This window comes from Lentilactobacillus rapi DSM 19907 = JCM 15042 (genome assembly GCF_001436255.1).
Taxonomy (GTDB): Bacteria; Bacillota; Bacilli; order Lactobacillales; family Lactobacillaceae; genus Lentilactobacillus; species Lentilactobacillus rapi.
This window is the reverse complement of the sequence record NZ_AZEI01000082.1, coordinates 32141-56481: the sequence shown is the minus strand read 5'-3', so window position 1 is coordinate 56481 and position 24341 is coordinate 32141. Positions and strand designations below refer to the sequence as shown.

General features: G+C 43.2%; 20 protein-coding genes. 16 read left to right on the top strand and 4 right to left on the bottom strand.

Annotation, left to right across the window (positions count from 1 at the left end; all coding sequences use genetic code 11):
* The first annotated feature begins 50 nt into the window (after positions 1–50).
* From FD12_RS11930 to FD12_RS11910, 5 genes are all read left to right on the top strand, one after another.
* The gene (locus FD12_RS11930; RefSeq protein WP_056983309.1) at positions 51–1247 is read left to right on the top strand and encodes an MFS transporter; all 1197 of its coding nucleotides are present in this window, start codon (positions 51–53) and stop codon (positions 1245–1247) included.
* A gap of 464 nt (positions 1248–1711) precedes the next feature.
* A complete protein-coding gene (gene yjeM / locus FD12_RS11925; RefSeq protein WP_054746798.1) occupies positions 1712–3211 on the top strand; it encodes a glutamate/gamma-aminobutyrate family transporter YjeM in 1500 nt (499 codons plus the stop codon).
* 200 nt (positions 3212–3411) lie between these two features.
* Positions 3412–4068 (top strand): endonuclease III domain-containing protein, encoded by a 657-nt coding sequence (locus FD12_RS11920; RefSeq protein WP_054746795.1) that lies wholly within the window; start codon positions 3412–3414, stop codon positions 4066–4068.
* Position 4069: 1 nt separating this feature from the next.
* Positions 4070–4804, top strand: a complete 735-nt coding sequence (locus FD12_RS11915; RefSeq protein ID WP_056983308.1) for an SDR family oxidoreductase — start codon at positions 4070–4072, stop codon at positions 4802–4804.
* Between the two features lie 395 nt (positions 4805–5199).
* Positions 5200–6060 (top strand): GRP family sugar transporter, encoded by an 861-nt coding sequence (locus FD12_RS11910; RefSeq protein WP_054746793.1) that lies wholly within the window; start codon positions 5200–5202, stop codon positions 6058–6060.
* A gap of 137 nt (positions 6061–6197) precedes the next feature.
* Here the strand turns inward: FD12_RS11910 and FD12_RS11905 are convergent, their stop codons facing one another.
* Entirely contained in the window at positions 6198–6404 is a 207-nt protein-coding gene (locus FD12_RS11905) for a cold-shock protein (protein WP_008856094.1), read from the bottom strand.
* Between the two features lie 487 nt (positions 6405–6891).
* Between FD12_RS11905 and FD12_RS11900 the strand changes: the two genes are divergently transcribed.
* From FD12_RS11900 to FD12_RS11880, 5 genes are all read left to right on the top strand, one after another.
* Positions 6892–8265 (top strand): Nramp family divalent metal transporter, encoded by a 1374-nt coding sequence (locus FD12_RS11900; protein ID WP_054746791.1) that lies wholly within the window; start codon positions 6892–6894, stop codon positions 8263–8265.
* A 405-nt stretch (positions 8266–8670) separates the two neighbouring features.
* Complete coding sequence (locus FD12_RS11895) at positions 8671–9579, top strand: magnesium transporter CorA family protein (protein WP_054746790.1); 909 nt, start codon at positions 8671–8673, stop codon at positions 9577–9579.
* Positions 9580–9760: 181 nt separating this feature from the next.
* Positions 9761–10618, top strand: coding sequence for a tyrosine-protein phosphatase (locus tag FD12_RS11890; protein ID WP_054746787.1), 858 nt, complete (start codon positions 9761–9763; stop codon positions 10616–10618).
* Between the two features lie 571 nt (positions 10619–11189).
* Complete coding sequence (locus FD12_RS11885; protein WP_056983307.1) at positions 11190–12485, top strand: MFS transporter; 1296 nt, start codon at positions 11190–11192, stop codon at positions 12483–12485.
* 48 nt (positions 12486–12533) lie between these two features.
* Complete coding sequence (locus tag FD12_RS11880; RefSeq protein WP_054746783.1) at positions 12534–12902, top strand: hypothetical protein; 369 nt, start codon at positions 12534–12536, stop codon at positions 12900–12902.
* Positions 12903–12997: 95 nt separating this feature from the next.
* On the opposite strand, the gene FD12_RS11875 is transcribed toward FD12_RS11880, so the two are convergent.
* Positions 12998–13804 carry an AraC family transcriptional regulator gene (locus FD12_RS11875; RefSeq protein ID WP_056983306.1) on the bottom strand — a complete coding sequence of 269 codons (807 nt, stop codon included), beginning with the start codon at positions 13802–13804 and terminating at the stop codon, positions 12998–13000.
* A gap of 190 nt (positions 13805–13994) precedes the next feature.
* On the opposite strand from FD12_RS11875, the gene FD12_RS11870 reads away from it, so the two are divergent.
* Entirely contained in the window at positions 13995–15881 is a 1887-nt protein-coding gene (locus FD12_RS11870) for a glycoside hydrolase family 2 TIM barrel-domain containing protein (RefSeq protein ID WP_056983305.1), read from the top strand.
* Positions 15865–16824, top strand: coding sequence for a beta-galactosidase small subunit (locus tag FD12_RS11865; protein WP_056983304.1), 960 nt, complete (start codon positions 15865–15867; stop codon positions 16822–16824). The genes FD12_RS11870 and FD12_RS11865 overlap by 17 nt, the downstream gene beginning before the upstream one ends.
* A gap of 167 nt (positions 16825–16991) precedes the next feature.
* On the opposite strand, the gene FD12_RS11860 is transcribed toward FD12_RS11865, so the two are convergent.
* A complete protein-coding gene (locus FD12_RS11860; RefSeq protein ID WP_054746780.1) occupies positions 16992–17897 on the bottom strand; it encodes an ArsR/SmtB family transcription factor in 906 nt (301 codons plus the stop codon).
* Positions 17898–18136: 239 nt separating this feature from the next.
* Between FD12_RS11860 and FD12_RS11855 the strand changes: the two genes are divergently transcribed.
* Both FD12_RS11855 and FD12_RS11850 read left to right on the top strand, forming a co-directional pair.
* Positions 18137–19588, top strand: a complete 1452-nt coding sequence (locus tag FD12_RS11855; protein ID WP_056983303.1) for an alpha-N-arabinofuranosidase — start codon at positions 18137–18139, stop codon at positions 19586–19588.
* 94 nt (positions 19589–19682) lie between these two features.
* A complete protein-coding gene (locus tag FD12_RS11850) occupies positions 19683–20975 on the top strand; it encodes an MFS transporter (RefSeq protein ID WP_056983302.1) in 1293 nt (430 codons plus the stop codon).
* Positions 20976–21081: 106 nt separating this feature from the next.
* On the opposite strand, the gene FD12_RS11845 is transcribed toward FD12_RS11850, so the two are convergent.
* Positions 21082–21753, bottom strand: coding sequence for a GntR family transcriptional regulator (locus FD12_RS11845; RefSeq protein ID WP_056983301.1), 672 nt, complete (start codon positions 21751–21753; stop codon positions 21082–21084).
* Positions 21754–21991: 238 nt separating this feature from the next.
* On the opposite strand from FD12_RS11845, the gene uxuA reads away from it, so the two are divergent.
* Positions 21992–23068: a mannonate dehydratase gene (uxuA, locus tag FD12_RS11840; RefSeq protein ID WP_054746777.1), complete on the top strand. Its 1077-nt coding sequence runs from the start codon at positions 21992–21994 to the stop codon at positions 23066–23068.
* Positions 23069–23273: 205 nt separating this feature from the next.
* Positions 23274–24254: a choloylglycine hydrolase family protein gene (locus tag FD12_RS11835; RefSeq protein ID WP_056983300.1), complete on the top strand. Its 981-nt coding sequence runs from the start codon at positions 23274–23276 to the stop codon at positions 24252–24254.
* Positions 24255–24341 lie beyond the last annotated feature (87 nt).

Sequence of the window (24341 nt, the reverse complement as noted above, 5' to 3'; positions counted from 1 at the left end):
TCTGTAAGTGATTACACGAATCGTGATTGATACCAAAGGGGAGACAGGCAATGAGAAATAAAAACAGTTTTATGAGCAAATTAGCGGTCCTATCCGTTTCGTTGGTCTTAACCAGCGCAGGATCAATTAATGGGGCATTGCCGTTAATTCAGTCGGGCTTAAAAATTTCGAATACTGAAATGGAACTATTGTCCACCGCACCAGCATTATCAGTGGTTATCTTTGTATTATTATCAGCTGTGTTAGCCGATTGGATCGGAATTAAGAAGACAATTGCTTTGGGGCTGTTACTGGTTGGAATTGCCGGCGGGGCACCAATGTTATTGCAGAACTATCCGGTGATCTTAGCGAGTCGGTTCATTTTAGGGGCTGGATTTGGCTTGATTAACTCGTTGGCTGTTTCGATCATCAACGTCTTATTTGACCGCGAACCGAATACGAAAGCGACGTTACAGGGCTTTCGGGGATCCGCTGAAAATGTGGGTAATGCCACATTGACCATCATCGCTGGGGTGTTGTTGGCAATGAACTGGCATATGTCCTTTGCGATCTACTTAATCGCTTTCCCAATTCTCTTGGTTTTTTGGATCTTTGCGCCAGAAGTCAATCCTCATTCAAATGATGAGCAGGATTCTCAACCCGGATCGCTGTTCAACCTGTCACCAACTGTCTGGATCATGGCAATTTTCGCCTTACTGTTGGTCATGATTTTTACCGCCTTAAGCGTTCGTTTCTCATCAATGGCTGTTGCGATCAAAGGGGCCAACTACAATGCCTCTAATATCTTAGCGGCAATGCCGATCATTGGCATTATTACAGGAAGCTTCTTTGGCCTGTTGAACAAATGGACAGGCAAAGGGTGTCTTTACATTGGGATTGGTCTGTTAATCATCGCAAACCTACTCGTCGGCTTTTCTGGCGACAATTTCTCGATGTTACTCATTGGTTACGTGATTAGCGGGATTCCCGGCAGCTTAATTTTCCCATTCATTTATAATTCACTCAGCCTTTACGTTTCCAAAAAGCGGATGGCGTTTGCAACTTCTTTGATTCTGATCGGCTGCAACCTCGGCAATTTCTTGTCACCATTCGGCATGAAAATTGCCCAAGTCGTTTCCGGAACTACTGGCTTGGGCGCGCCATTCCCTGTCTTTAGCATTGTGCTGGTCGGAATTGGCATTGTCTTTTACTTTCAAGACAGGGTCATGACGAAGCGGGCAGCAATGAGTGAGACTTCCGTTAAATAATGCTTGTCAGATGGAACTTGCCACAAACGGCTAATTTCTGTTGTTTAAGCCAAAGAGCAGTGCATTCTCAAACCAGGATGCATTGTTTTTTTTGACTTAAATCCTGGGATTAATTGGCTTTCGTCCGATTCTCTTATTCCCAAATTAGATTTTCCACACCGTTCCCTAATCAGAAATTACTTTTTTGTAATGTTGATGGATCTCTCGTTGTGGATTGCTTCACAATTGTGCCTGTTTGGCCTTGTTAGAACGGCGGTTTAACGGGATATACAAGTTCTTGCTGGTTTTATACAAATTGACTGGATTTGCTTACTGTGAATTTGGCCAGATACTTTAATAATTGACAACCGAATCATCAAGGCTTTTTGACATGATTTTAATAAAGCCATGCTAAAGTTAACCTTGTTTTTTCTAGCAAGATTATTCATTTTATCAAATAAATTATTTTGGGGTATGTCATTATTATGAAAAAGAAAAAAATCACACTTATCAGTCTGATCCTGATGATCATGTCGACCATTTATGGTTTTGCCAACACAACGGTGGCCTACGATCAGATGGGCTATGCCAGCATTATTTGGTACGTTTTTGCGGCCTTGTTATTCTTACTGCCAAGTACCTTAATGTTTGCTGAATATGGGTCAACCTTTAAAGATGCCCATGGCGGAATTTATTCGTGGCTGGCCGGCTCAATTGGTGACCGGTGGGCATTTATCGGGACATTCATTTGGCTGTCTTCTTGGATTATTTGGTTAATGTCGACGGCGTCTAAAGTCTGGATTCCATTTTCAACGACCATCTTTGGTCATGACCAGACCCAAAGCTGGGCGCTGTTCGGCTTAAATTCGAATCAAGTGATTGGGGTCATGGCGATCTTCTGGATCCTGGTGGTCACTTCATTTGCGGTTAGAGGCGTGGATTCAATCTCCAAGATTACGTCATTAGGCGGGATCTTTGTGTCACTGCTGACCGTCATCTTTGCTATCGCCAGCTTGATTATCCTGATCATGAACGGCGGTCAATTAGCCGAGCCAGTGAATGGCCTGCACAGTTTCGTTCAATCTCCGAACCCCGATTTTCAATCATCACTAGCCCTGTTGTCATTCGTGATCTACGCGGTATTTGCCTACGCCGGAACCGAAACAATGGGTGGGGTCACCGACAGTATGGATAATCCTGAAAAAGATTTTCCCAAGGGTTTGGTGATTTCAACCATGGTCATTATGGTTGCCTATTCACTATCAATCTTCCTCTGGGGGATTAGTGCCAACTGGCATTCGGTCATTGGCCAGGGCCAGGTTAACCTTGGTAATATTACCTATGTTCTCATGAATAACCTGGGGGTTGTCTTAGGCCAAAGCATGCATCTATCTAACGCTGCCTGCCTGATTCTCGGAACGTCATTTGCCCGTTTTGCCGGCTTGAGTATGTTCATGGCTTATATGGGGTCGTTCTTTATTCTGATCTATTCGCCATTGAAGTCCTTTATTATGGGATCAAACCCCGACTTTTGGCCGGCTCGAATGACGAAACTCAATGATAAGGGGATGCCATCATTTGCGATGTGGACACAAGCGGTTGTCGTCGCAGTTTTGATCTTCTTCGTGACCTTTGGTGGTTCCAGTGCCAAGAAATTCTATATGATTTTGACCAATATGGGGAACATTTCCACTTCGTTCCCATATCTCTTCTTGATCGGCGCCTTCCCATTCTTTAAGCGCCGTAAGGACCTCAATCGGCCGTTTGAAATCTTCACTAATCGCTGGTTGACGGATATTATCGTCGCCATTGTCATGATTGTATTGATTGTCGGCATTGGATTCACGGCGGTTGCCCCAATCATGAGTCACGATTACGTCACGGCGTTCTGGACCATTATCGGGCCAATCTTCTTCGGCTTTGTCGCCTGGATGTTCTTAATTTATCAATCTAAGAAGTTAAAAGAACCAATTGACAAATTGTAAGCTTATTGTGAATGCTAATTGGGAGATCATTTGAATTCTGAATGAAATCTCAGCTATCTAAAAATAATCCGCATCATTTCCACTTCTGGAATGGTGCGGATTATTTTTGTGCATCCAATCTGTTGTGTCAGTTGCGTAAGAATTTACTGTTACTTCGGGCTATAATAAACCCATAGCAATGGTTGGAGGTGGTTGATTAAGTGATTGATCCAATTCCGCTTTATCATAAGATGCTTCAAGCAATGGGGCCGCAGCATTGGTGGCCGGCTGACAGTAAGATGGAGATCGTGATTGGGGCGATCTTAGTTCAAAATACCAACTGGGCAAATGTTGATTTGGCATTGGCAAATTTGCGGCAAGCGACGAATTTAGATCCTAAGCAAATTTTGAAGCTGAGCCGGGAACAAATTGAACTATTGATCCATCCAAGTGGTTTTTACCGAAACAAAAGCCGCAGTTTATTGGAAGTGCTTCGCTGGTTTGATCAGGGTAACTATCGTTTTGACCAGATGAGTACTCACTATGGATCGAACCTGCGCAAGACGTTATTAAGCTTGCCTGGGGTCGGCGAAGAAACCGCTGATTCGTTGATTGTTTATGTGTTTGATCAACCGACGTTTATTGCGGATAAATATGCCCGCAAATTGTTCAAATACCTCGGCTGCAAAGACACTTCGAGCTATCACAAGTTGCAAACTCAGATTCAGCTGCCGACGTCCTTTGATTTCAAAGATGCGCAGGAATTCCATGGCTTGATTGATGAATTTGGCAAGCTTTATCTCAAAAATGAGCAGCAGTTTGGCCAAAGCTTTCTTAAAGACTTTAAATTGACGATTAAATTTGATAGGAGTGATTGAGATGACAATTAAAGACAAAGTTGTTGTGATTACGGGTGCGTCCAGTGGAATTGGCAAAGCGACGACGGAAGTATTGGCCAAAGACGGTGCTCACGTAGTCATTGGGGCTCGCCGGGAGGATCGGTTAGCAGAAATTGCGAATGAATTTACTTCAGGGCAGGTCATTTATCAACAGACAGATGTGACCGACCAACAAAGCGTCCAGCAGTTGGTAGATCTGGCAGAATCTCGATATGGCAGGGTAGATGTGTTATTTAATAATGCTGGGTTGATGCCCCTGTCACCATTGGCGGATTTGAAGGTTGCCGAATGGGAACGGATGATTGACGTTAATATCAAAGGGGTCCTGTACGGAATCGCGGCCGCATTACCCATTATGATCAAACAAAAGCATGGTCATATCATCACAACGGATTCCGTTGCCGGCCACGTTGTTCATCCGGGAAGTGCAGTCTATGCCGGAACTAAGTATGCGATTCAGGCAATTATGGATGGTCTCCGGCAAGAACAAATTGACAATCACATCAAAACGACCATGGTTTCGCCAGGGGCGGTTGAAACTGAATTATACAGCACAATTTCAGATGAGCAGACCCGGGCACAAATTAAGCAGCAGGAGCAAGAGGCTGGCCTGCAAGCAGACGACGTCGCCAATGCGGTGGCCTATGCACTTGACCAACCTGAGAAAGTTGCGATTAATGAAATCTTACTGCGGCCGGTTAATCAGCGGGTGTAGAAATGAAGCTCAGGCAGTGATCATCATTTTAATTGCTCACTTATTTAGACTGCAGCAAGTGGCTAACTTTAGAATTGAATGAAGCCCGGCTGAGACATTAGTCGATAAAATGTTTATAACTGTTCCATTTCTATACTTTTAAAATTTGTACCAAGCGGCTGATTCTGGCCATTCAAGCAAAAAAGTAATGCATTCTTCAGTTCTGGAATGCATTACTTTTTTTGCTTGAATTTTGGGACCAAAGCGCCTTTCATCCTAATTTGATTTTGGAAAATTCTTTCGTTAAATGATTTAAAAAATGAAATTAATTTACTGATGCCGTTTACATTTCAGGATTGAAATTATATGATGGACTTCTTAGTTATTTTAATAAAAATAAAACGGGGGTCAATGTTTTGAACATACTGTTATTATTACTGCCAGCACTCGGATGGGGATTATTACCGCCAGTGGTTGCTAAACTGGGTGGCAAGCCCGCCAACGAAATATTAGGAACTGCAGTCGGAACATTGATTGCCAGTGTCGGGGTCTTTATCGTGTTGCGGCCACAAATTACGTTGTCCAGCTTTTTGTTGGCAGCGTTTGCAGGCGCATTTTGGATTGTCGGCCAAGTTGGTCAATATCAAGGATATCACAACATTGGGGTTTCCCAGACCATGCCGATTTCTACCGGGTTGCAGTTGGTGGGAACTTCATTAATTGGCGTGTTTGTATTTGGTGAGTGGTCAACGGTTATCGAAAAAGTATTTGGTGCGCTTGGCGTGCTATTGTTAATTATCGGGATCTGGCTGACTTCAATTACAGATAGTAAAGGCAGCCAAGCTAATGAAAAGCAACGAATTAATACAATTATCATGCTTATTTTGACCTCGGCAGGTTATTGGGTCTACAATTCAATTCCGCGAGGGTTGAGCGAGTCCGGCCTAGCCATTTTTTTACCAGAATCAATTGGGATGGTGCTTGCGGTCATTATTTACATTGCCTTCACCAAGCAGGGAAATGTATTTAAGGAAAAGACCAGTTGGCGAAATGTGTTAGGTGGATTGATCTTTTCGTTCGCCGCAGTGACGTATATTCTTTCAGTTAAGGCCAATGGGGTAAACACGGCGTTTGTTGTTTCTCAAGTCTCCGTGGTTATTTCCACATTGCTGGGAATGGTTTGGATGCATGAAGCCAAGAGTCGACGTGAATTAACCTATACCATGGCTGGATTGGTCCTGATCGTTGCCGGGGCAGTCATCACAACGATATTCTAAATGATTCCATCGCCTCATTGGCAGTCATTCAACACAGAAAAAGAGCTAGGTCCAAAATCATAAATGATTTGAACCTAGCTCTTTATTGACCAAAATAAAAAGCCCCTCACAGGAGACTTTTCATTTACTAAATTAAATTAGTCGTTTACAACAGAAACGTTAGCAGCTTGTGGGCCACGGTCGCTGTCTTCAACGTCAAGGGTAACATGTTGGCCTTCTTCAAGGGTCTTGTAACCGTCAGCATTGATAGCTGAGAAGTGAACAAATACGTCCTTGCCGTCTTCCAAAGTGATAAATCCGTAACCTTTGTCGCCATTAAACCATTTAACTGTACCTTGTTCCATAAGAATGAAACCTCCATGCGCTTTGCGCCGTTATATTTGCATTTGAAACTTGAAAATAGGAATCATTCTTAATAGAACGGTGTACCTTGTTTCGAAGTATAAATACATTATCTATACTTTAACAGCCATCTTCGAAAATAGCAATGATTTGCGCCGAATAAGTCAAAATATTGCTATCGAATTGGCTGTAGTCGATGAGGGGGGATCGTCGGGATAAATTTGGCCTTTAAGAAAAATTCTTCTTTATATAACGCTTAAATTATCACCGAAAGCGGTTATAATGAATGTGGCACCAAAAATAAAAAGAAAGTTTTCGGAAGCTGAACTCAATCGTGATGTAATCGGTATCACTTATTTTTACATCTATAAAACAAAAAGTTTAGGGTTGACTAAAAATTTAATGAGTATATAGTACTTAGTGGCAATTAGTTGAGTTCATTCAAATAACTGACCTGAATTTCAAACCAATGGAAAGAGGGCTTTCGAAATGCGAGAGAACACCATGGAACCAAAGAAGAAACTATTTTCATTTGAAGATACACCAAGTAAGAGTCTGGATGAAGTAAACGGCAGCATCAAGGTACCAGACAATGCCGGCTTCTGGAAGACCTTACTCACCTATACCGGCCCGGGAATTTTGATTGCGGTTGGCTATATGGATCCAGGTAACTGGATTACGTCAATTGCCGGTGGGGCTCAGTTCAAGTACAGTTTGTTATCAGTGATCCTGATTTCAAGCTTGATTGCGATGCTCCTACAAGCCATGTCAGCCAGATTAGGGATTGTCACTGGTAAGGACTTAGCCCAGTTAACCCGAGAATCAACGTCTAAGCGAACCGGATTCGTTCTCTGGGTAATTACCGAGCTGGCAATTATGGCGACTGATATCGCTGAAATTATTGGTTCAGCGATTGCCATTAAGCTTCTGTTCAACATTCCGTTAATTGTTGGAATTTTGATCACCAGTGCCGATGTATTGATTCTGCTATTATTGATGAAGCTAGGTTTTAGAAAGATTGAAGCGATCGTTGCGACACTTGTTGCCGTTATCCTGTTGGTCTTCTCATATGAAGTCTTCTTGTCTGGACCACAAGTCACTGAGCTGCTAGAAGGTTATTTCCCTTCAACTGACATTGTCACGAACAAGTCAATGTTGTACTTGGCTCTCGGGATTGTTGGTGCGACGGTGATGCCTCATGACCTTTATCTTGGGTCGTCAATTTCTCAGACCCGGGCGCTTGATCGCAGTGATCGCAGTGCAGTTAAGAAAGCGATCAAGTTCACGACAATTGATTCAAATATCCAATTGACAATTGCCTTTGTCGTTAACAGTTTACTGTTGGTATTGGGAGCTGCCTTGTTCTTTGGAACTGACAGTCAACTTGGCCGATTCGTTGATCTGTTCAATGCTTTGAGCAACTCACACATTGTGGGTGCGATTGCAAGTCCATTGCTTAGCATGTTATTCGCTGTTGCCTTGCTCTCATCTGGCCAGAGTTCAACGATCACCGGGACCTTGTCCGGCCAAATCATCATGGAAGGCTTCATTCACTTGAAGATGCCACTTTGGGCTCAACGGTTGTTAACCCGATTGCTCTCAGTCTCACCTGTGATTGCCTTTGCCATTTATTATCATGGCAACGAAGCCAAGATCGAGGATCTGCTGACAATGTCACAAGTGTTCTTGAGTATTGCATTACCATTCGCTGTTGTCCCACTGGTGATCTTCACCAGCAGCAAGAAGTTAATGGGTGAGTTCGTTAACCGGGCTTGGGTCAAGTATTCCGCTTGGATTGCCACGATTGTGCTGATTGTTTTGAATATTTACCTCATCATGCAGTCATTGGGAATCGTCAAGTAAGCTTTAAATTCCTTTATAAAAAGGTTGCGACTCCAAACCGCTTTGCTTCGCATGGTGATTAGGACTGCTGCGCAAAGCAACAATCTGCATGTAAGCACCTCGAACCAAAATTCCCAAGACCAGAATTTTCGTTCGAGGAGACTTACATTCCGATTGTTAACCGCTTTGCTTCGCACACTGATTAGGACTGCTCCACAAAGCAGGAACTTACACGTAAGCACCTTATCCACAAATCCTAAAAACCAGGATTTCTGGATAAGGAGCCTTACGTTCCAGTTCCTAACCGCTTTGTTTCGCACACTCTTTATAAAAGTATTTAAGGAAATTGGAAGCTGCAGAATTTCTCCTGCGGCTTCTTTTCTTTTACGGTAAAATGGAATCAGTTGAAAATAAGGGGATTATCAAATGATTAAACCTGAAAAGATCATTGATGGCACTAAATGGATTGAAACAATCAAGCTCACACCTGAAGAAGAAATCCAATTACAGAACGATTATGGGATCGATGAAGATATTATTGAATATGTGACCGACCGGGATGAAAGCACCAATTATGTGTATGATGTCAATGAAGATGACCAGTTGTTCATCATGCTGGCACCATATGCCCTGAATAAAGAAGATATTCGCTACATTACCCAGCCCTTTGGGATTTTGATCCATAAAGGAATCCTGTTTACTTTTAATCAGAGCCATATGACAAAGGTCAACGATGCGTTCCATTCGGCTTTTGAAAATCCAGAGGTGACAACCAGAGATTCATTTATTCTGGAGTCGCTCTTCTTATTAATTGACAGTTACATTCCAATCGCCCGTTCGGTGACGAAGAAACGGAATCAGTTGGATAAAATGTTGAACCGAAAAACGAAGAATGCTGATTTGATTGCTTTATCCCATTTGCAACAAACGTTAACGTTTCTAACGAGTGCCGTTCAGCTTAATCTGAGCTTACTGAAACGGATGCCCAGTACGCATTTTGGTAAGGGCGCTAATCAGGAAAAACGGGATTTGTTCGAGGACGTCACAATTGAGGCCGAGCAGGTCCAACGAATGGTTGAAATTGAAACCCAAGTGGTCGACCGAATTGATCATACGTTCAATAGTATTGCCAATAATAACTTGAACGACACAATGAAATTTTTGACGATTTGGTCACTAACGATGGCGGTGCCAACGATCATCACGGGATTTTATGGCATGAACGTGAAGCTTCCAATGGCAACAATCAGTTCAGCGTGGTTGATTGTGATTGGCATCTCCATGGTGGCGATTGCTGCGTTGCTGGTATTGCTGAAAATGAGACATAAGATGTGAATGTGTATAACCGGGTGGATATGGTTTTATCGACTTGCTCGATCTGCAGACAGTTATCCGTCTCGCTGCCAGGTAACATTTACCAAACCTTTACGCTTCCAACACCAAGCAAATACATTCACTCACTATAATAAAAGTGTTAAAACAATAGATGTGAGATCTTTTTTAGGGAGTGAGTGAATTGAAGGAAAATAGAACAGAATATTCAACTTCGCCTGTTCAAGAGCAGGGCATTCCAACCATGCAATCAATTGCTGCGGAGGCTAGACCGACAATTTTAAGCCCCGTTAAATCAATTCAGGCACATGAAATTAAGCTCCAAGGGGCTTTTAATGTGCGTGACCTGGGTGGTTACCGAACAAAATCAGGTTTGATGGTCAAAAAGCATCTCTTATTACGATCAGCTCGATTAAATCATCTCACCCGCAGTGACATTGCTGTTCTGACCCAGCAGTATCATGTAGGGGTTGATTTTGATTTGCGGCGGCCTGAAGAAATTCAACAGATGCCGGATAAACCAATGCCTGGCGTTAGTTATATCAATGATCCAGTGGATACTGACCAAAGCTTTCACTATCAAATTTCTGTTAAAAATAATCGAAAACATTACCGAAGTTATATTGCAAATGAGCGGGCCCGAAAAGCTTATCACCACTTGTTTATGACGTTACTTGATAGACCAGTTGGTAAGTCCATTTTGTGGCATTGCGCATCCGGTAAAGATCGAACGGGTCTGGGGGCCGCATTGATTCTTTATGTCCTCGGCGTCGATGGCAAGACGATCTTAAAAGATTATGTGGCGTCTAACGATTTCTTACGAGCCCATAATCAAAAGCGGATTGCCATTTTACGCGAGAACGGTGCTTCAGCCGGGGAAATCCGCCACGCTAAGATCGATGGTGGCGTGGATCCAACTTACTTAGAGTCTGCTTTTGATGAAATCAATCACGAATTTGGTTCAGTCGATGAATACATTGAGAATGGCCTGCATGTCACTCCTGAACAGCAAGCGATACTTAGAAAACGTTACTTAGAATAACGTTTAGATCCTGTGATTACCGGAATGGAATTGCAGGATTTTTTAGTCTCAAATTTTGAAGTTTTACTAAAATACGAGGGAAGTGGGCCGTTTTTACTTTAATGACCAACTGTTTTGGTTCGGAACAGATTATTTTATGTAATCAATTGTCGCTCTCTGCTCTACAATCTTGAGAAAGAACGTTATCTATTTGCAAATAGAAGGGAGACGGCTGTAAACACAGATTTTAGTAAAAAATAGGAAAAAATCATTGACAACGCTTTCACATAAAGCTATATTGAAGTTGTTGACATGCAAGTAAAAGAATTTTGATGAACAGCCCGTTTTACTAATAATTGGTATGACAGCAATCTATTTTATTTGATATCTTGGTAAAGCTGAAGTTCAAGACTTGTATGGTCGGAGACAAATGTAAGCGGTTCACGAAGTGCTTTGCCGCTTCTTTATCAGTTGTGGTTTAAGCGAATCCAAAGGACGGTGCTTGGAGATGTTGGAAAGTAAGGATACGAGTTAGTCATTTTGCTTCAATTAGTCTTTATACGATAATCGATCTTATATAGGAGTGAAAATAATGGCAGATAAAAATACAAAAAAACCAAAGGTAGTTGAAACGGCGGTTGGTGAAATTTCGAATGCCAAAGTTAAAGATTCTGAACAACCGAAGCTGCCTTGGCTTGTTTCATCAGCGATGTTCTTGGCGCCGCTGTGCTGGTATGGCCCAATCGGATCAACCCGAAGCGTCTTAATTCCGCAGTTGTTTGCGCAAATTGACCCAGTACATAAAGTTTGGGCCGTTGGGATTTTGGCAACGATCGCCTCAATTACCGGAGCGGTTGCCAACTTGATGTTTGGGGCATTCTCTGATGTCACTCGGACCCGCTTTGGTAAACGGAAGCCTTACATTGTGCTTGGAACCATTGCAATTGCGATTTCATTGTGTGTGATTGCCAACATGAAGTCGGTTGTCGGGATCATCTTAGTTTGGATCGTTGCGGCGGCGGCCGAAAACGCGATTGCCGCGGCGATATATCCGCAGATTTCTGACCGGGTTGCCCCGAAATGGCGGGGAACCGTCTCGACTTTCTATGGGGTTGGCTTTACGATTGCGCAACAAGGATTTGCGTTGTTAGCAGCTCAATTCCTGGGCAACGTTAAGTTTGGTATCTATGTCATGGCTGCAACAACCGTTGTTTTGGCAATTATTCATGTGGCCTTGATTAACGAAAAGAGTAACTTAGACGAACCAAAAGTTAAATTTAACAAAGATACTTTGAAGAAGTACTTCTTCTTCCCAACTCATGGGGCGCGCAACTTCTACCTGGCTTTAGGTGGTAAGTTCTTCATGGTTGTTGGTTCAACCATTGTCACGACTTTCCAGCTGTTTATCTTTACTGATTACATTGGTCAAAATACCAAGTCAGCTGGTCAATCAATTTCAATCTTCTCGATGATCATGCTCTTTATTGGTGTGTTCTTCGCCTTAGTTGGTGGACCACTTGCCGATAAGCTGAAGCGAGTTAAGGGTCCGGTTGTTATTGCCACCTTTGCCCTTGGATTAGCTGCCATCTTCCCAATGTTCTACAAGGAAGCTTGGGCAATGTTCGTATACGCTGTTATCGCTGCTTTTGGTAATGGCTTGTATAACTCTGTCGATGGTGCCTTGAACATGGATGTTTTGCCTTCATCAGATACTGCCGGCAAGGACCTTGGCTTAATTAACTTGGCTAACACCTTAGGCCAGATGCTGGGTGCCATGGTTGCCTCAGCAATCGTTGAAGCCTTTGGTTACGGCGCTATCTTCATGTTTGCCTTGGGAATGGAAATTATCGGTGGCCTGTTAATTTGGGCAATTAAAGGAATCAGATAATGTTGATGATCGAGTACTGATTACCTGCAAATGAAAGAAGGATATCGAATGTCATCAAACGAAAGTGAATGGAAAGCGGCATTACAGTCAAAAGAGAAGTTTGCGGATTTTATCAATGCCTATTTCCAAGAACACAAGGAATTAACTGGGAATTATGAAACCCCGAGTTACTATGAATACTATACGGTTACGCTGGACAGCAAAGAGGGCTTGGTCATCACGCTGAAGACCGGTTTGAACCAAACAACCAATGCCGGGCCAGTACTACCGTTCAAAGATTTGGAACATATTTCAATTGAGCAGTTCCGCCAACTGATTTTGAATAAGAAGTTCGAGGATCAAAGTGAAACCTTAACCGATGTCTTTTCTAAGATGTTGGCGAGTCAGCCTAGTGCGCATATTAAGAGAGATGAATAATCAATCGTTAACCAAATAAAACTGTCATTCCATGAGGAACGGCAGTTTTATTTGGTTAGACGTTGTCACTTAAAGAACTCTGAGATCAAATGCCGTCACATCAGCTTGCGAAATTGATTGGGCGTCAGTCGATAATACCGTTTGAACTCATGAATGAATCTTGAAATATCATTGAAGCCAACCGAATTACCAACTCGCTGAATTTGCCAATCGGGATGGATGGTGAGCAACATCTTGGCTCTTTGCAGCCGATAATCAGTCAAATATTTCAGTGGCGTCTGACCATATGAACTTTTAAAAACGCGATTTTGATAAGCGACAGAATACCCGGTGAGGGCAGCTAATTGTTGATTTGTGATGGCGGTATCAAAATGCTTTGAAATGTAGGTTAGGATTGGCGCCACAATCTGTTCTGTCTGATAGCCATTCGTGACGTAATCGTCGGCCTGCTTGAGGAGCATGATAAAACGGTAAAGTTCGCTGGATTGGCGCAAGGTAGCGATAATATCGTTTTTTTGGAATTCAGCGTAGGTTTGGTTAATGAAGGTGGCCAATTCTGGGAAGAGACTGGGGAAGAATAGGTAATCGCGTAAGCCAAGAAAGGCCATCAGTGCTTCAGCCTGGTCGCCGCCAAACGCTAAAAAGGCAGTTTGCCAGGTCTTATGAGGGCTGCTGGACTGATAGTTGTGCGCAACGCCCGCCCGGATCAATATGCCTTGGTTGGGGCCAAGGGTGATCGAGTGGTCGTTCACAGTGACGATGCCTGTACCGGCTTCGGTTTGCAGCCAGTGAAAGACGTAGTAGCCCTTAGGCCGCTTGATCGGTGGCTGCTGCCACTGATAGCCAATGCTTTCACAAAACAGCGGCATCTGTTGGCTGGGTTGTTTAAATGCAATCCTCATGAATGTCCTCCTCCAATCCTTAGGTTCAAAATAGCCTATTTTTCGTCGAAATCATTATATTAACCTGCTCATTTTTCCACTATAATTCAAGTATTAGCAGTTATGCTAACCCTTACAAAAATACATGATCAATTGTAGCATCTATTTTAAATTTTAGTATTCATTCATGAGATTGGAGTGTGATAGTTGAATGACACCAGATATTAAATGGCTCGATGACCCGACTGTCTTTCGGGTCGGCCAAAAACCGGCCCACAGTGATCATCAAGCTTATCGGAATAACGATGAAATGGCGATGGGTCAGAGTGGCTACGTCGAAAGTTTGAATGGGAATTGGCAATTTAAATTTGCCCAGGATCCAATGAGTCGGCCCCAGGACTTTTATCAAGAAGGCTTTGACAGCAAGGATTTTGACACAATTAAAGTGCCTCAACACATTGAGTTTGCCGGCTATGATCAATTTCACTACATTAATACGTTATATCCTTGGGAAGGCCATGCATTTAGGCGCCCGGCGTACGCGTTGGATCCGAAAGATTCTGGCGCAGGGATGTTTAGCCAGGCCAACGATAATCACGTCGGAGCATACATTAAGGAATTCACGTTGCCGCCGGAGTGGAAAGACTTACCCGTCCGCGTTCAGTTTGCCGGCGTTGAAAAGGCCATGTATGTTTGGCTGAACGGTCACTTTTTGGGATACGCCGAAGATAGTTTTACCCCATCAGAATTTGACCTGACGCCTTATCTGAAGCCTGGCAAAAATAAGCTGGCGGTTGAAGTATTTAAGCTGAGCACGGCGGCCTTTCTTGAAGATCAAGATATGTTTCGCTTCTTTGGCATCTTTCGGGATGTGACACTGATCGCCCAGCCGAAAGTGCACGTTGAAGATCTTTCGATTGAGCCGGTGCCAACCGCCGACCTAAAGGATGGGCATCTAAGTGTTTCGGCGCGGCTTGTCGGTCAAGTTGCCGGCACAAAGGTCAAATTGACGGTTCAGGATGCTGCCGGCAATCAGTTACAATCGACTTCCCAGTCGGCAAGCGACCACCTGACAATAACCAGCCAAATACTTAAAAATATTCATTTATGGGATAATCATCAGCCCTACCTATACCAATTAGTGATTGAGTTGGATGACAGCCAGGGCAATCTGTTAGAACTGATCCCATATCAATTTGGCTTTCGCAGGATTGAAATTCACAATAAAGTGATTTTGCTGAATGGCCAGCGACTGATTATCAACGGGGTGAATCGCCATGAATGGGATTGTCGTTCGGGAAGAGTTATCACTGATGATGATATGAAATTCGATATGAGAACGATGCTCGATCACCATATCAATGCTGTCCGAACCTGTCATTACCCGGATCAGGTCAGCTGGTATCAGCTGTGTGACACCCATGGTATCTATGTCATGGCCGAAAATAATTTGGAAACTCATGGAACCTGGCAAAAATTAGGTCAGGTGGAACCTTCATATAACGTTCCGGGTTCTTTGCCACAGTGGCAGGCGGCTGTCCTGGATCGGGCAAAAAATAATTATGAGTTATTGAAAAACCACCCCAGCATCCTTTTTTGGTCACTTGGCAATGAATCGTATGCCGGTGATGATATTGCGGCCATGAATCACTATTATAAGTCCGTTGATCCCACCCGCTTGGTTCATTATGAAGGGGTCTTTCATAATCCGAAATACAAGTCTCATATTTCTGACGTCGAAAGTCGGATGTACGCGACCCCCAAAGAAATTGTCGATTATTTGGAACATGACCCGCAAAAGCCATTTATCTTGTGTGAGTACATGCACGATATGGGTAATTCTTTAGGCGGGATGAAGTCGTATATGGATCTGATTGACAAGTATCCAATGTATCAAGGCGGGTTCATCTGGGATTTCATTGACCAGGCAATTGAAGTTAATGATGAAGTCACCGGGCAAAAGGTGCTCCGCTATGGCGGCGACTTTGACGACCGGCCGGCTGACTATGAATTTTCTGGTGATGGGTTGATGTTTGCCGATCGGACCCCTAAGCCGGCAATGCAGGAGGTGAGCTACTATTATGGCCAATACAAATAAGCAATTGCATATCATTTACGGCGATGGAGATCTCGGGGTTGGCGGTGATGGCTTTCACTACCTGTTTAGTTATTCCCGGGGTGGGTTGGAGTCACTTGTGATCGACGGGAAGGAATGGTTGTATCGTGAACCGAAGCCGACTTTTTGGCGGGCAACGACCGATAATGATCGGGGCAATGGGTTTTCCCGGAAATCGGCTCAGTGGTTGGGAGCGGATATGTTTTCCCAAACCACAGATGTTGCGGTTAAAGTCAATGATCAAGCGATTGCCTTTCCAGGTGCCAAAACAAATAACCAATACTCCAACCATGAGTTTAGTGAAAAAATTGAAGTGATTTATCAGTTTGAAACGGCAACCACGCCCACGACAAACGTGTCTGTCAGCTACACCGTCACCAGCGACGGCACAATTGCGGTCCGGGTTCATTATCAAGGTAACGAGAAACTCCCTGAGTTGCCGGTATTTGGACTGCGCTTTGTGATGCCAACTGCAGCGACTGGCTTTGAGTATGATGGTTTATCAGGTGAAACCTATCCGGATCGATTGGCCGGTGGTCAACCTGGGACATACCAAGTTGAGGGGTTGCCAGTTACTCACTATTTGGTTCCCCAAGATTGTGGGGTTCATATGAAGACCAATGCCGTCACGATTAGGCGTGATCGAACCAAAAATAACGCTGACAGATCTGAACGGCCATTTCGACTCAAATTTGAAAAGCTGGCAGACCCATTTGCGTTCAGTTGTTTGCCGTATACGGCCGAAGAATTGGAAAATGCCACGCACATCGAAGAATTGCCCCTGCCAAGGCGAACCATTGTCTCAATTCTAGGAGCAGTTCGCGGTGTCGGCGGTATCGATAGTTGGGGGAGTGATGTGGAGGAGAAGTACCATATCCCAGCTGGTCAGGATATTGATTTTGGCTTTAAGATTAGAAAAGGATAATCAACACGTTATCCGTAAACAAAACTTATTCTCACCGCTGTTATATTGATAAAACTTGTGCAAAAAATTGCTTTCTACATTTAAGCGAAAAGCGGCATGCATTCTGTTTTTAGGATGCATGTCGCTTTTCATTATGGGATCAAATTACCTTTCGGCCCAATCTTTCGTTAATGATCTTCTCGATCACTGTAATAAAAGGTGCTCTTAATACCTTGATCATGATTGCCGAACTGATTGCCGAAAATTGTACAACCACCCACGTGTTTAGCGTCGGATTTAACTTCGAAACGAAGGGTCCACGAAGGCTTTTCGATGTCGATATCGCTAATCAGGGTATCTGCTGAATGCTGACCGTCAATGTAGGAGCCGTGCTTGGAAATGCGGAACGATTTCAATAAACCATATTGATTCATGTCGTTGTAAACCCAATCTGGTGTGTAACGGCCCCGGGTATCAGAAAAGTCGCCAGGACTTGTCCAAGTGCCAATTTCATGTTCATCCAGGGAAACGGTAATGTCAGACGGCCAATGATTATTGGAAAATGGGAATTCAGAACTTAATTCCGCAGTGAGTTCGATCATTTCCAATTGCTGATCAGTTTTCAAGTAGTTGGGAATCTGATATTCAACGAAGCCTTTGGCGAACCACAGCATTCCTGCCTGATAGCGCATTGGATCCATGAAGTAACTTGGATTGTCAACTTTGCCGATAAACCCTTTAGGACCAGCAAGCCCACAAGTCGGCTCAACGTGGAAATTCGTATATTGGCCAACTGGTAATTCAACCTTCCAATTTTCGTACGTTGTGTATAACTGTTGGGGAAACGAGATGTTAATGGTATCAATTTTGAGAACTGAGATGCGTTGTTTGCCTTTCTTAACACTACGAATGACGTTGGCCTTTTCAAGCTTATTGAGATGCATTAAGGTGATCGGGCTGCTGAGACCAAGCGCACTGGAAATTTCGGAGACATTCATGCGTTTCTTGGAAAGTAACTGAATAATCCGAATGCGAACGGGACTGTCTAAAGCTGCGAAGACGGCCAACGAATTATCGGAAATGTCGAGATCCATTTTATCACTCCTTTGGTAATGCTTACATTAACAGTATACTCGTAAAAGCCAACTGTTTCAAATGTTAATTAATATATATATTAACTTGGTGAAAGATATCGACTTATTTTGATGAAATACGTAGGATAAGGGTTTACATCTATTTCTGTAAGCGCTATATTTGTGGCGTAAGGAAATATACCGGTAATAGATCCTACATCAATTAACATATATATTAAATGAAAAGGAAGGCTGTCTAAATGGCAATCAAATTATTGGATGAGCAAACGGGGCCAAAAATCAGCAAGTATATTTACGGTCAATTTTCGGAACATCTTGGCCGCGGAATTTATGGTGGCTTGTATGTGGGCAAAAATTCAGACATTCCAAACGTTAATGGACTTAGAACAGACGTTGTCGATGCCTTAAAGAAGATTCACGTCCCTGTCTTGCGTTGGCCCGGTGGCTTATTTGCGGACACGTATCATTGGCAACAAGGAATCGGCCCCCAAAAAGATCGTAAAAAAATCGTGAATACCAACTGGGGTGGTGTGACAGAGGATAATTCATTTGGCACCCATGAATATTTTGAACTACTCCGCCAACTTGGAGCAGATGCCTACATTAATGCCAATATTGGCAGTGGGACTGTTCAAGAGATGGCAGAATGGGTTGAATATATGACCATGGCTGGTGAATCCCCAATGGCAAACTTACGACGCCAAAATGGTCAACAGAATCCGTGGTCGGTAAAGTTCTTTGGCATTGGCAACGAATCATGGGGTGGTGGCGGCAACATGCGGCCTAAATACTACTCGGACGTTTACCGCCAGTATCAGACTTTCTTGCCGCAGTATGATGCCAAGCACCCAATCTATAAGGTTGCTTGTGGTCCTAATGAAGATGACTATGAGTGGACCGATACGTTAATGAAGAACGCGACAAAGTACTTGGATGGCATCAGCCTTCATTATTACACCTTACCAACTGGCGACTGGGATCACAGCAAAGGTAGTGCCACGGATTTCCCAGAATCACTCTGGTATTCTGCGATGGCCAAAGCTCAGCTGATGGATCGCTTAATTACCAAACACGCTGCCATTATGGACAAATATGACCCTCAAAAGAACGTTGATTTAATCGTTGATGAATGGGGAACTTGGTATGACGTTGAAAAAGGGACAAATCCAGGATTCCTGTATCAGCAGAATTCGCTTAGAGACGCGCTTACCACAGCAATTACGCTCAATATTTTCCAAAAGCATGCTGATCGGGTGCACATGGCAAATATCGCCCAGATGGTCAATGTGTTGCAGTCGATGATTCTGACTAAAGATGACCAGATGGTGAAGACACCAACTTACTATGTGTTCGATATGTATCAAAAGCACATGGATGCGCAATTGGTTGAGGGTCAAGGAGATGTGGCTGACAGAGTGACGTATACCGCCTCTAAAAAAGATGGTGCCTTAACAGTTTCACTTGGTAATTACGATCTTACTCACGATCGGGAAGTGACGTTCACCTATTCCAGTGATTACCAAGAAATTGCCGAGGCAACAATTATCACTGGCGCTAAAATGGATTCTCACAATACATTTGCCGATCCAGATGAAGTTGTTGAGAAGGCATTTAACGGGGCTAAGCTTGGAAACGGTAAGCTAACAATTCAACTTCCTGCTAAGAGCGTTGTTTCAATTACGATCAAGTAGGCACGGTAATGAATGTCATTTAGGTGATGTTCATGACGGATATAAATGAAAACGGTTACGGAGACATTCTGCCAAAATCAAAGGGAGGATCACTATGGCAAGTATGTTAGCAAAGATTAAAGCACCTTATAACTCTTTTGGGAAGTTTTGGTCATACATTATTTCCGAAATGTCATTTAACTTTATTTGGCCGGTTGTGCAGACCTATTCAGCATTGTGGCTGGTTAAATACGCCAACTATTCTCACGCAAACGTTGGGTTGGCCTTTTCGATGATGTCGTTAATGGGTTTAATTTCAGCCCCAATTATTGGGTACGTTGGCGATAAAGTTCTTGAAAAGAAATATTTATTGTATATCACATGTGTACTATTGGTTCTGATGGGACCGTTCATGGAATGGATCATTTTACCTTCCCACGGCAACCCATATGTCATGTCCATTATTATGGGGCTGGTCATCGGCCTGGTTATGAATGGCGGAACCAATGTGAACGAACAGTACGAGCAACGAATGAGTTTTGTTAACAACTTTCAATACAGTTGGGTTCGTTCTGGGGTGACGATTATTGGGTTTATCGCGCCATTAATTTGTGGCTACATTCTGTCAACTGTGCCAGAACAATTCTTCTGGAGCTTAACCATTAGCGGCCTGATTTATATGGCAATGGTTATCTTCTTTATCAAACATGATAGCAGTAATCTTGGCGTTCTTCATGATAAGAAACACGATAAGATCAATGTCAAAGGCGTCTTGAAGAGTATGGCATCCAAGCAATTTATCTTCTTTGTGATTTTTCTACTGGGAACGGTACCCTTGTCTCAGATCGCTGATCAACAAGTCTCAAATTATTTCCAGTCATATTTCAATACCGCTCATGGCACCATGCTTTTCTCATACGCGACAACGATCCAACAAGTCATTGCTTTCTTAGGGATGCTGCTTATTCCACTGATCATTAAAAAAGTGGGTTACAGAAATGGTTTGGTCATTATGTCAATGATTATGGCTGTTCGACTATTGATCTTTGCCTTTGCACGCAACTGGGTATTGGTCGGCTTTGGTCAAATCTTAGCAGGCTTCTACATTCCATTTTGGTTTGTCTGCCCAATGGGATATATCTTCTCAGTCTTTAACAAAAACGAATTTGCAACCATTCAATCTTTGAGTACTGGGGCAGCCGTCCAAATTTCCCAAACAATCTTCTCTGGAATTATTGGAGCTGGCTATGATCAGCTGGGCTTTCACTCAACTTACTTAATTATTGGTGTTATCTGTTCAGCATTTGCAATTTTTGGTGCTTTCTTCTTGGTAACTGGGAATCATAATAACCTTGGTAAATCCGAGCAGGAACCAGTTCCTGAGCATCAACCAGAGACTAGTGACTGATAATTGAATGTAATAACAAAAAAGAGTCAAGTAATCCGGTAGGGCTGGGATCAAATCGTCTTTCATCCCTAACTCATCGGTTGCTTGGCTCTTTTTGGTTGACTTATTACTTGCGGCCTTCATCTGAGAAATAATCTGGAAATTGCTGCAACAGTTCGTCTTTTTCTGCCAACATAAGATTGAGGTGATCAAAAGCCCGTTGGCCGGCGAGCTCTTCGTTGCCAGCCTCAACTGCATCCAAAATTTTAGCATGTTGATCGATCAACTTATCCAATGGCATATCGGTCTGCTTAATTCGCAGGAACCGGTAACGATCGAGTTGTAAGGAAAGGTTCGCCAGCCAGTTCCAGACTTCGTCACGTTTGGTTGCGGTATAAAACGTCTGATGAAATTCATTGTCTAAGTAGAAAAAATCAACTGCGTTATGTTCTTCAGAAGCCAATTTTTGCTTTTCGATCATATTTCGGCTATCCAAGATATTTAATTTGTTCATCTGCTGAGCGGCTTCAGTGACCACACTGCGCTCAACACTCTGGCGGACAAAGCGGGCATTCAGAGCGCTTCGCAGGCTAATCCGGGTGACGTAGGTGCCGCTTTGGGGAACTGTGGTCATCAAGCCATCGTTTTTGAGTCGTAGGATTGCTTCTCGAACAGGCGTCCGGCTGATTTTAAGGCGTTCAATGAGTTGTTTGTCCTGAATTCGTTCACCGGGTAAGAATTTTAGCTTAAGAATGTCGCTTAAGATTGATTCATAAGCGACTTCATTTAGACTTTGCATTTTAAATCCCTCATTAATATTGTCAATTTCGTTAATCACATCTATTGATTTATTGTACCACCTAGAATACTAATATAGCGAAAAAACTGTGGATTCTCAAAATATCATTGACAGCGGTTTCAGTCAGTGGTAAATTTAAGTTAATTGATATATTAGAATTCCAATTTTAAAAGGAGTTTGTGATAATCAATGGTAACTGTCATACTAAACTTAATTAATCAATTTTAGGAGGAAAAACATGTCGCAACTTAAGATGGGGTTTCGTTGGTTTGGGTCAAAGGATGACGATATCTCCTTATCCCAAATCCGCCAAATTCCAGGAACAAAACAAGTCGTTGGTGCATTGTTTGATGTGCCGGTTGGAGCGGTTTGGCCACAAGCTGAAATTGATGCGTTGAAGAAGGAAGTCACAGATGCCGGCCTTAAGCTTGAAGTGATCGAGTCCGTGAACATTCATGATGATATCAAAATTGGCTTGCCTAGTCGGGATAAGTACATCGCTAACTACATCCAAACCATCAAGAATTTATCGAAGGCAGGCATCAAAGTGATCTGCTACAACTTTATGCCCGTGTTTGACTGGCTCAGGACAGATTTACATCACCAATTAGCTGATGGCTCGAATGCCATGATGTATGAACAATCAAAGCTGCCTCATGATCCAGAAGCGTTGATGGATCAAATGAAGACGGGGTCGCGGGGCTTTTCACTGCCAGGCTGGGAACCAGAACGATTGGCAGCCCTCAAGGACCTGTTTGCAGCTTATAAGGATGTTAACGAAGAGAAGTTAGTCGCAAACTGCAAATACTTCTTGGATGCCATTATGCCAACCTGTGAGAAGTATGATGTTCGAATGGCGATGCACCCGGATGATCCGCCGAAGCCATTATTTGGTTTGCCGCGAATTTATAAGAACGTCGAGGATATGCGGCGAATTGAAGGACTGCATGAATCTCGCTACAACGGCTTCACCATTTGTACAGGCAGCCTGGGTGAAAATCCAGTCAATGATTTGCCAGCAATTATTCGAGAGTTCGTCCCTAAAGACCGGGTACCGTTCATGCACGTTCGTAATATCAAGTTTGTTAATAAGCAGGGCGATTTTCACGAATCAGCTCATCCATCGTCTGAAGGCTCACTTGATATGTTTGAGATCATGAAAGCTTTGCACGATACGAATTATGATGGCTACATTCGCCCTGACCATGGTAGAAACATCTGGAATGAAGATGGCCGCCCAGGATACGGATTGTATGATCGAGCCCTTGGAATCACCTATTTAACAGGACTTTGGGAAGCTTTGGAAAAGATGTAACAAGCATGTGGTGTGAACTGCAGACGAAAGGATGGTTATAATTTGAGTACACAATAACGGTCGCTAAGAACTAAAGGAGACCTGGGTTGTATCAACAAATTAAATGATGGTTTTAGAGCAATATTTCTCAAATTTAGAGGTGCATTTAACCGAGAGTTTATTATAATTAAGCTAAATTGATTATCATAAAAAGGAGTGGTTCGAATTGTGCACAAGTGTCACGTTCTTATCTGAAACTGGTGATAACTTTTTAGCCCGAACAATGGATTTTGCCTTTGAATTAAATGGTCGGCCGGTGGTGATCCCCCGCAAGCAACATTTCCCAAGTGATGCTGGTGGTGCTGGGTACGATTCCCGGTATGGATTTGTTGGTGCCGGCCGAAACATGGGCAATTACGTCTTAGTAGACGGCGTTAATGAGAAAGGGTTAAGCGCTGCGGCACTCTACTTTAGCGGTGAAGCGGTTTATGCCAATCAGTTAACTGACCAAGTCAATCTGGCGCCTCATGAAGTGTTGAATTGGATATTGGGCAACGCAGTTGATTGTGGCGATTTAGCCAACCAACTCAAAGACATTAACATTGTCGACGCACCGATCAAAGCATTGGGAAAGACCACGCCGCTTCACTGGATTATTTCTGATCGTTCTGGGGAATGCTATGTATTGGAAGTCCAAAAAGACGGTGTGAAGTATATTAAAAATCCAGTGGGTGTCATGACAAACAGTCCAGACTTTGACTGGCACATGAAGAACCTTAACAATTACACTGAATTAAAGCCATCACCCCATCCAGCCCGTTCGTATAACGGCTACACCATCACTTCATTTGGTCCGGGTAGTGGGGCGCTTGGCATGCCGGGGGACTATACCTCCGTTTCCAGATTTATTCGAACAGTCTTCATGAGAGAATACTCGGATCAAGTTTCAACTGATCAGACGGTTAACGAGTTGAGCCATATTCTTAATTCGGTTGAGATCCCCAAGGGAGTTAAATTGAAGCAGGATGGCAGTGAAGACTATACACAGTATCGTGGTTACATGGATACCCAAAACACGACGTACTACATGCAGCCTTATGGGAACCAGACGATCTATCGGGTGGCATTGTCGGAAGACTTATTAAATAAATCCCAGCCAACCGAATTCCCGATTCACAATGAACAACAATATGAATCATTAAATTAACGCTTAAGTTAGCAATTAAATAGTCAACAAAAAGCCCAGTTCAAGCTGATTAACAACTTAAACTGGGCTTTTTAAGGCTTAGTGATT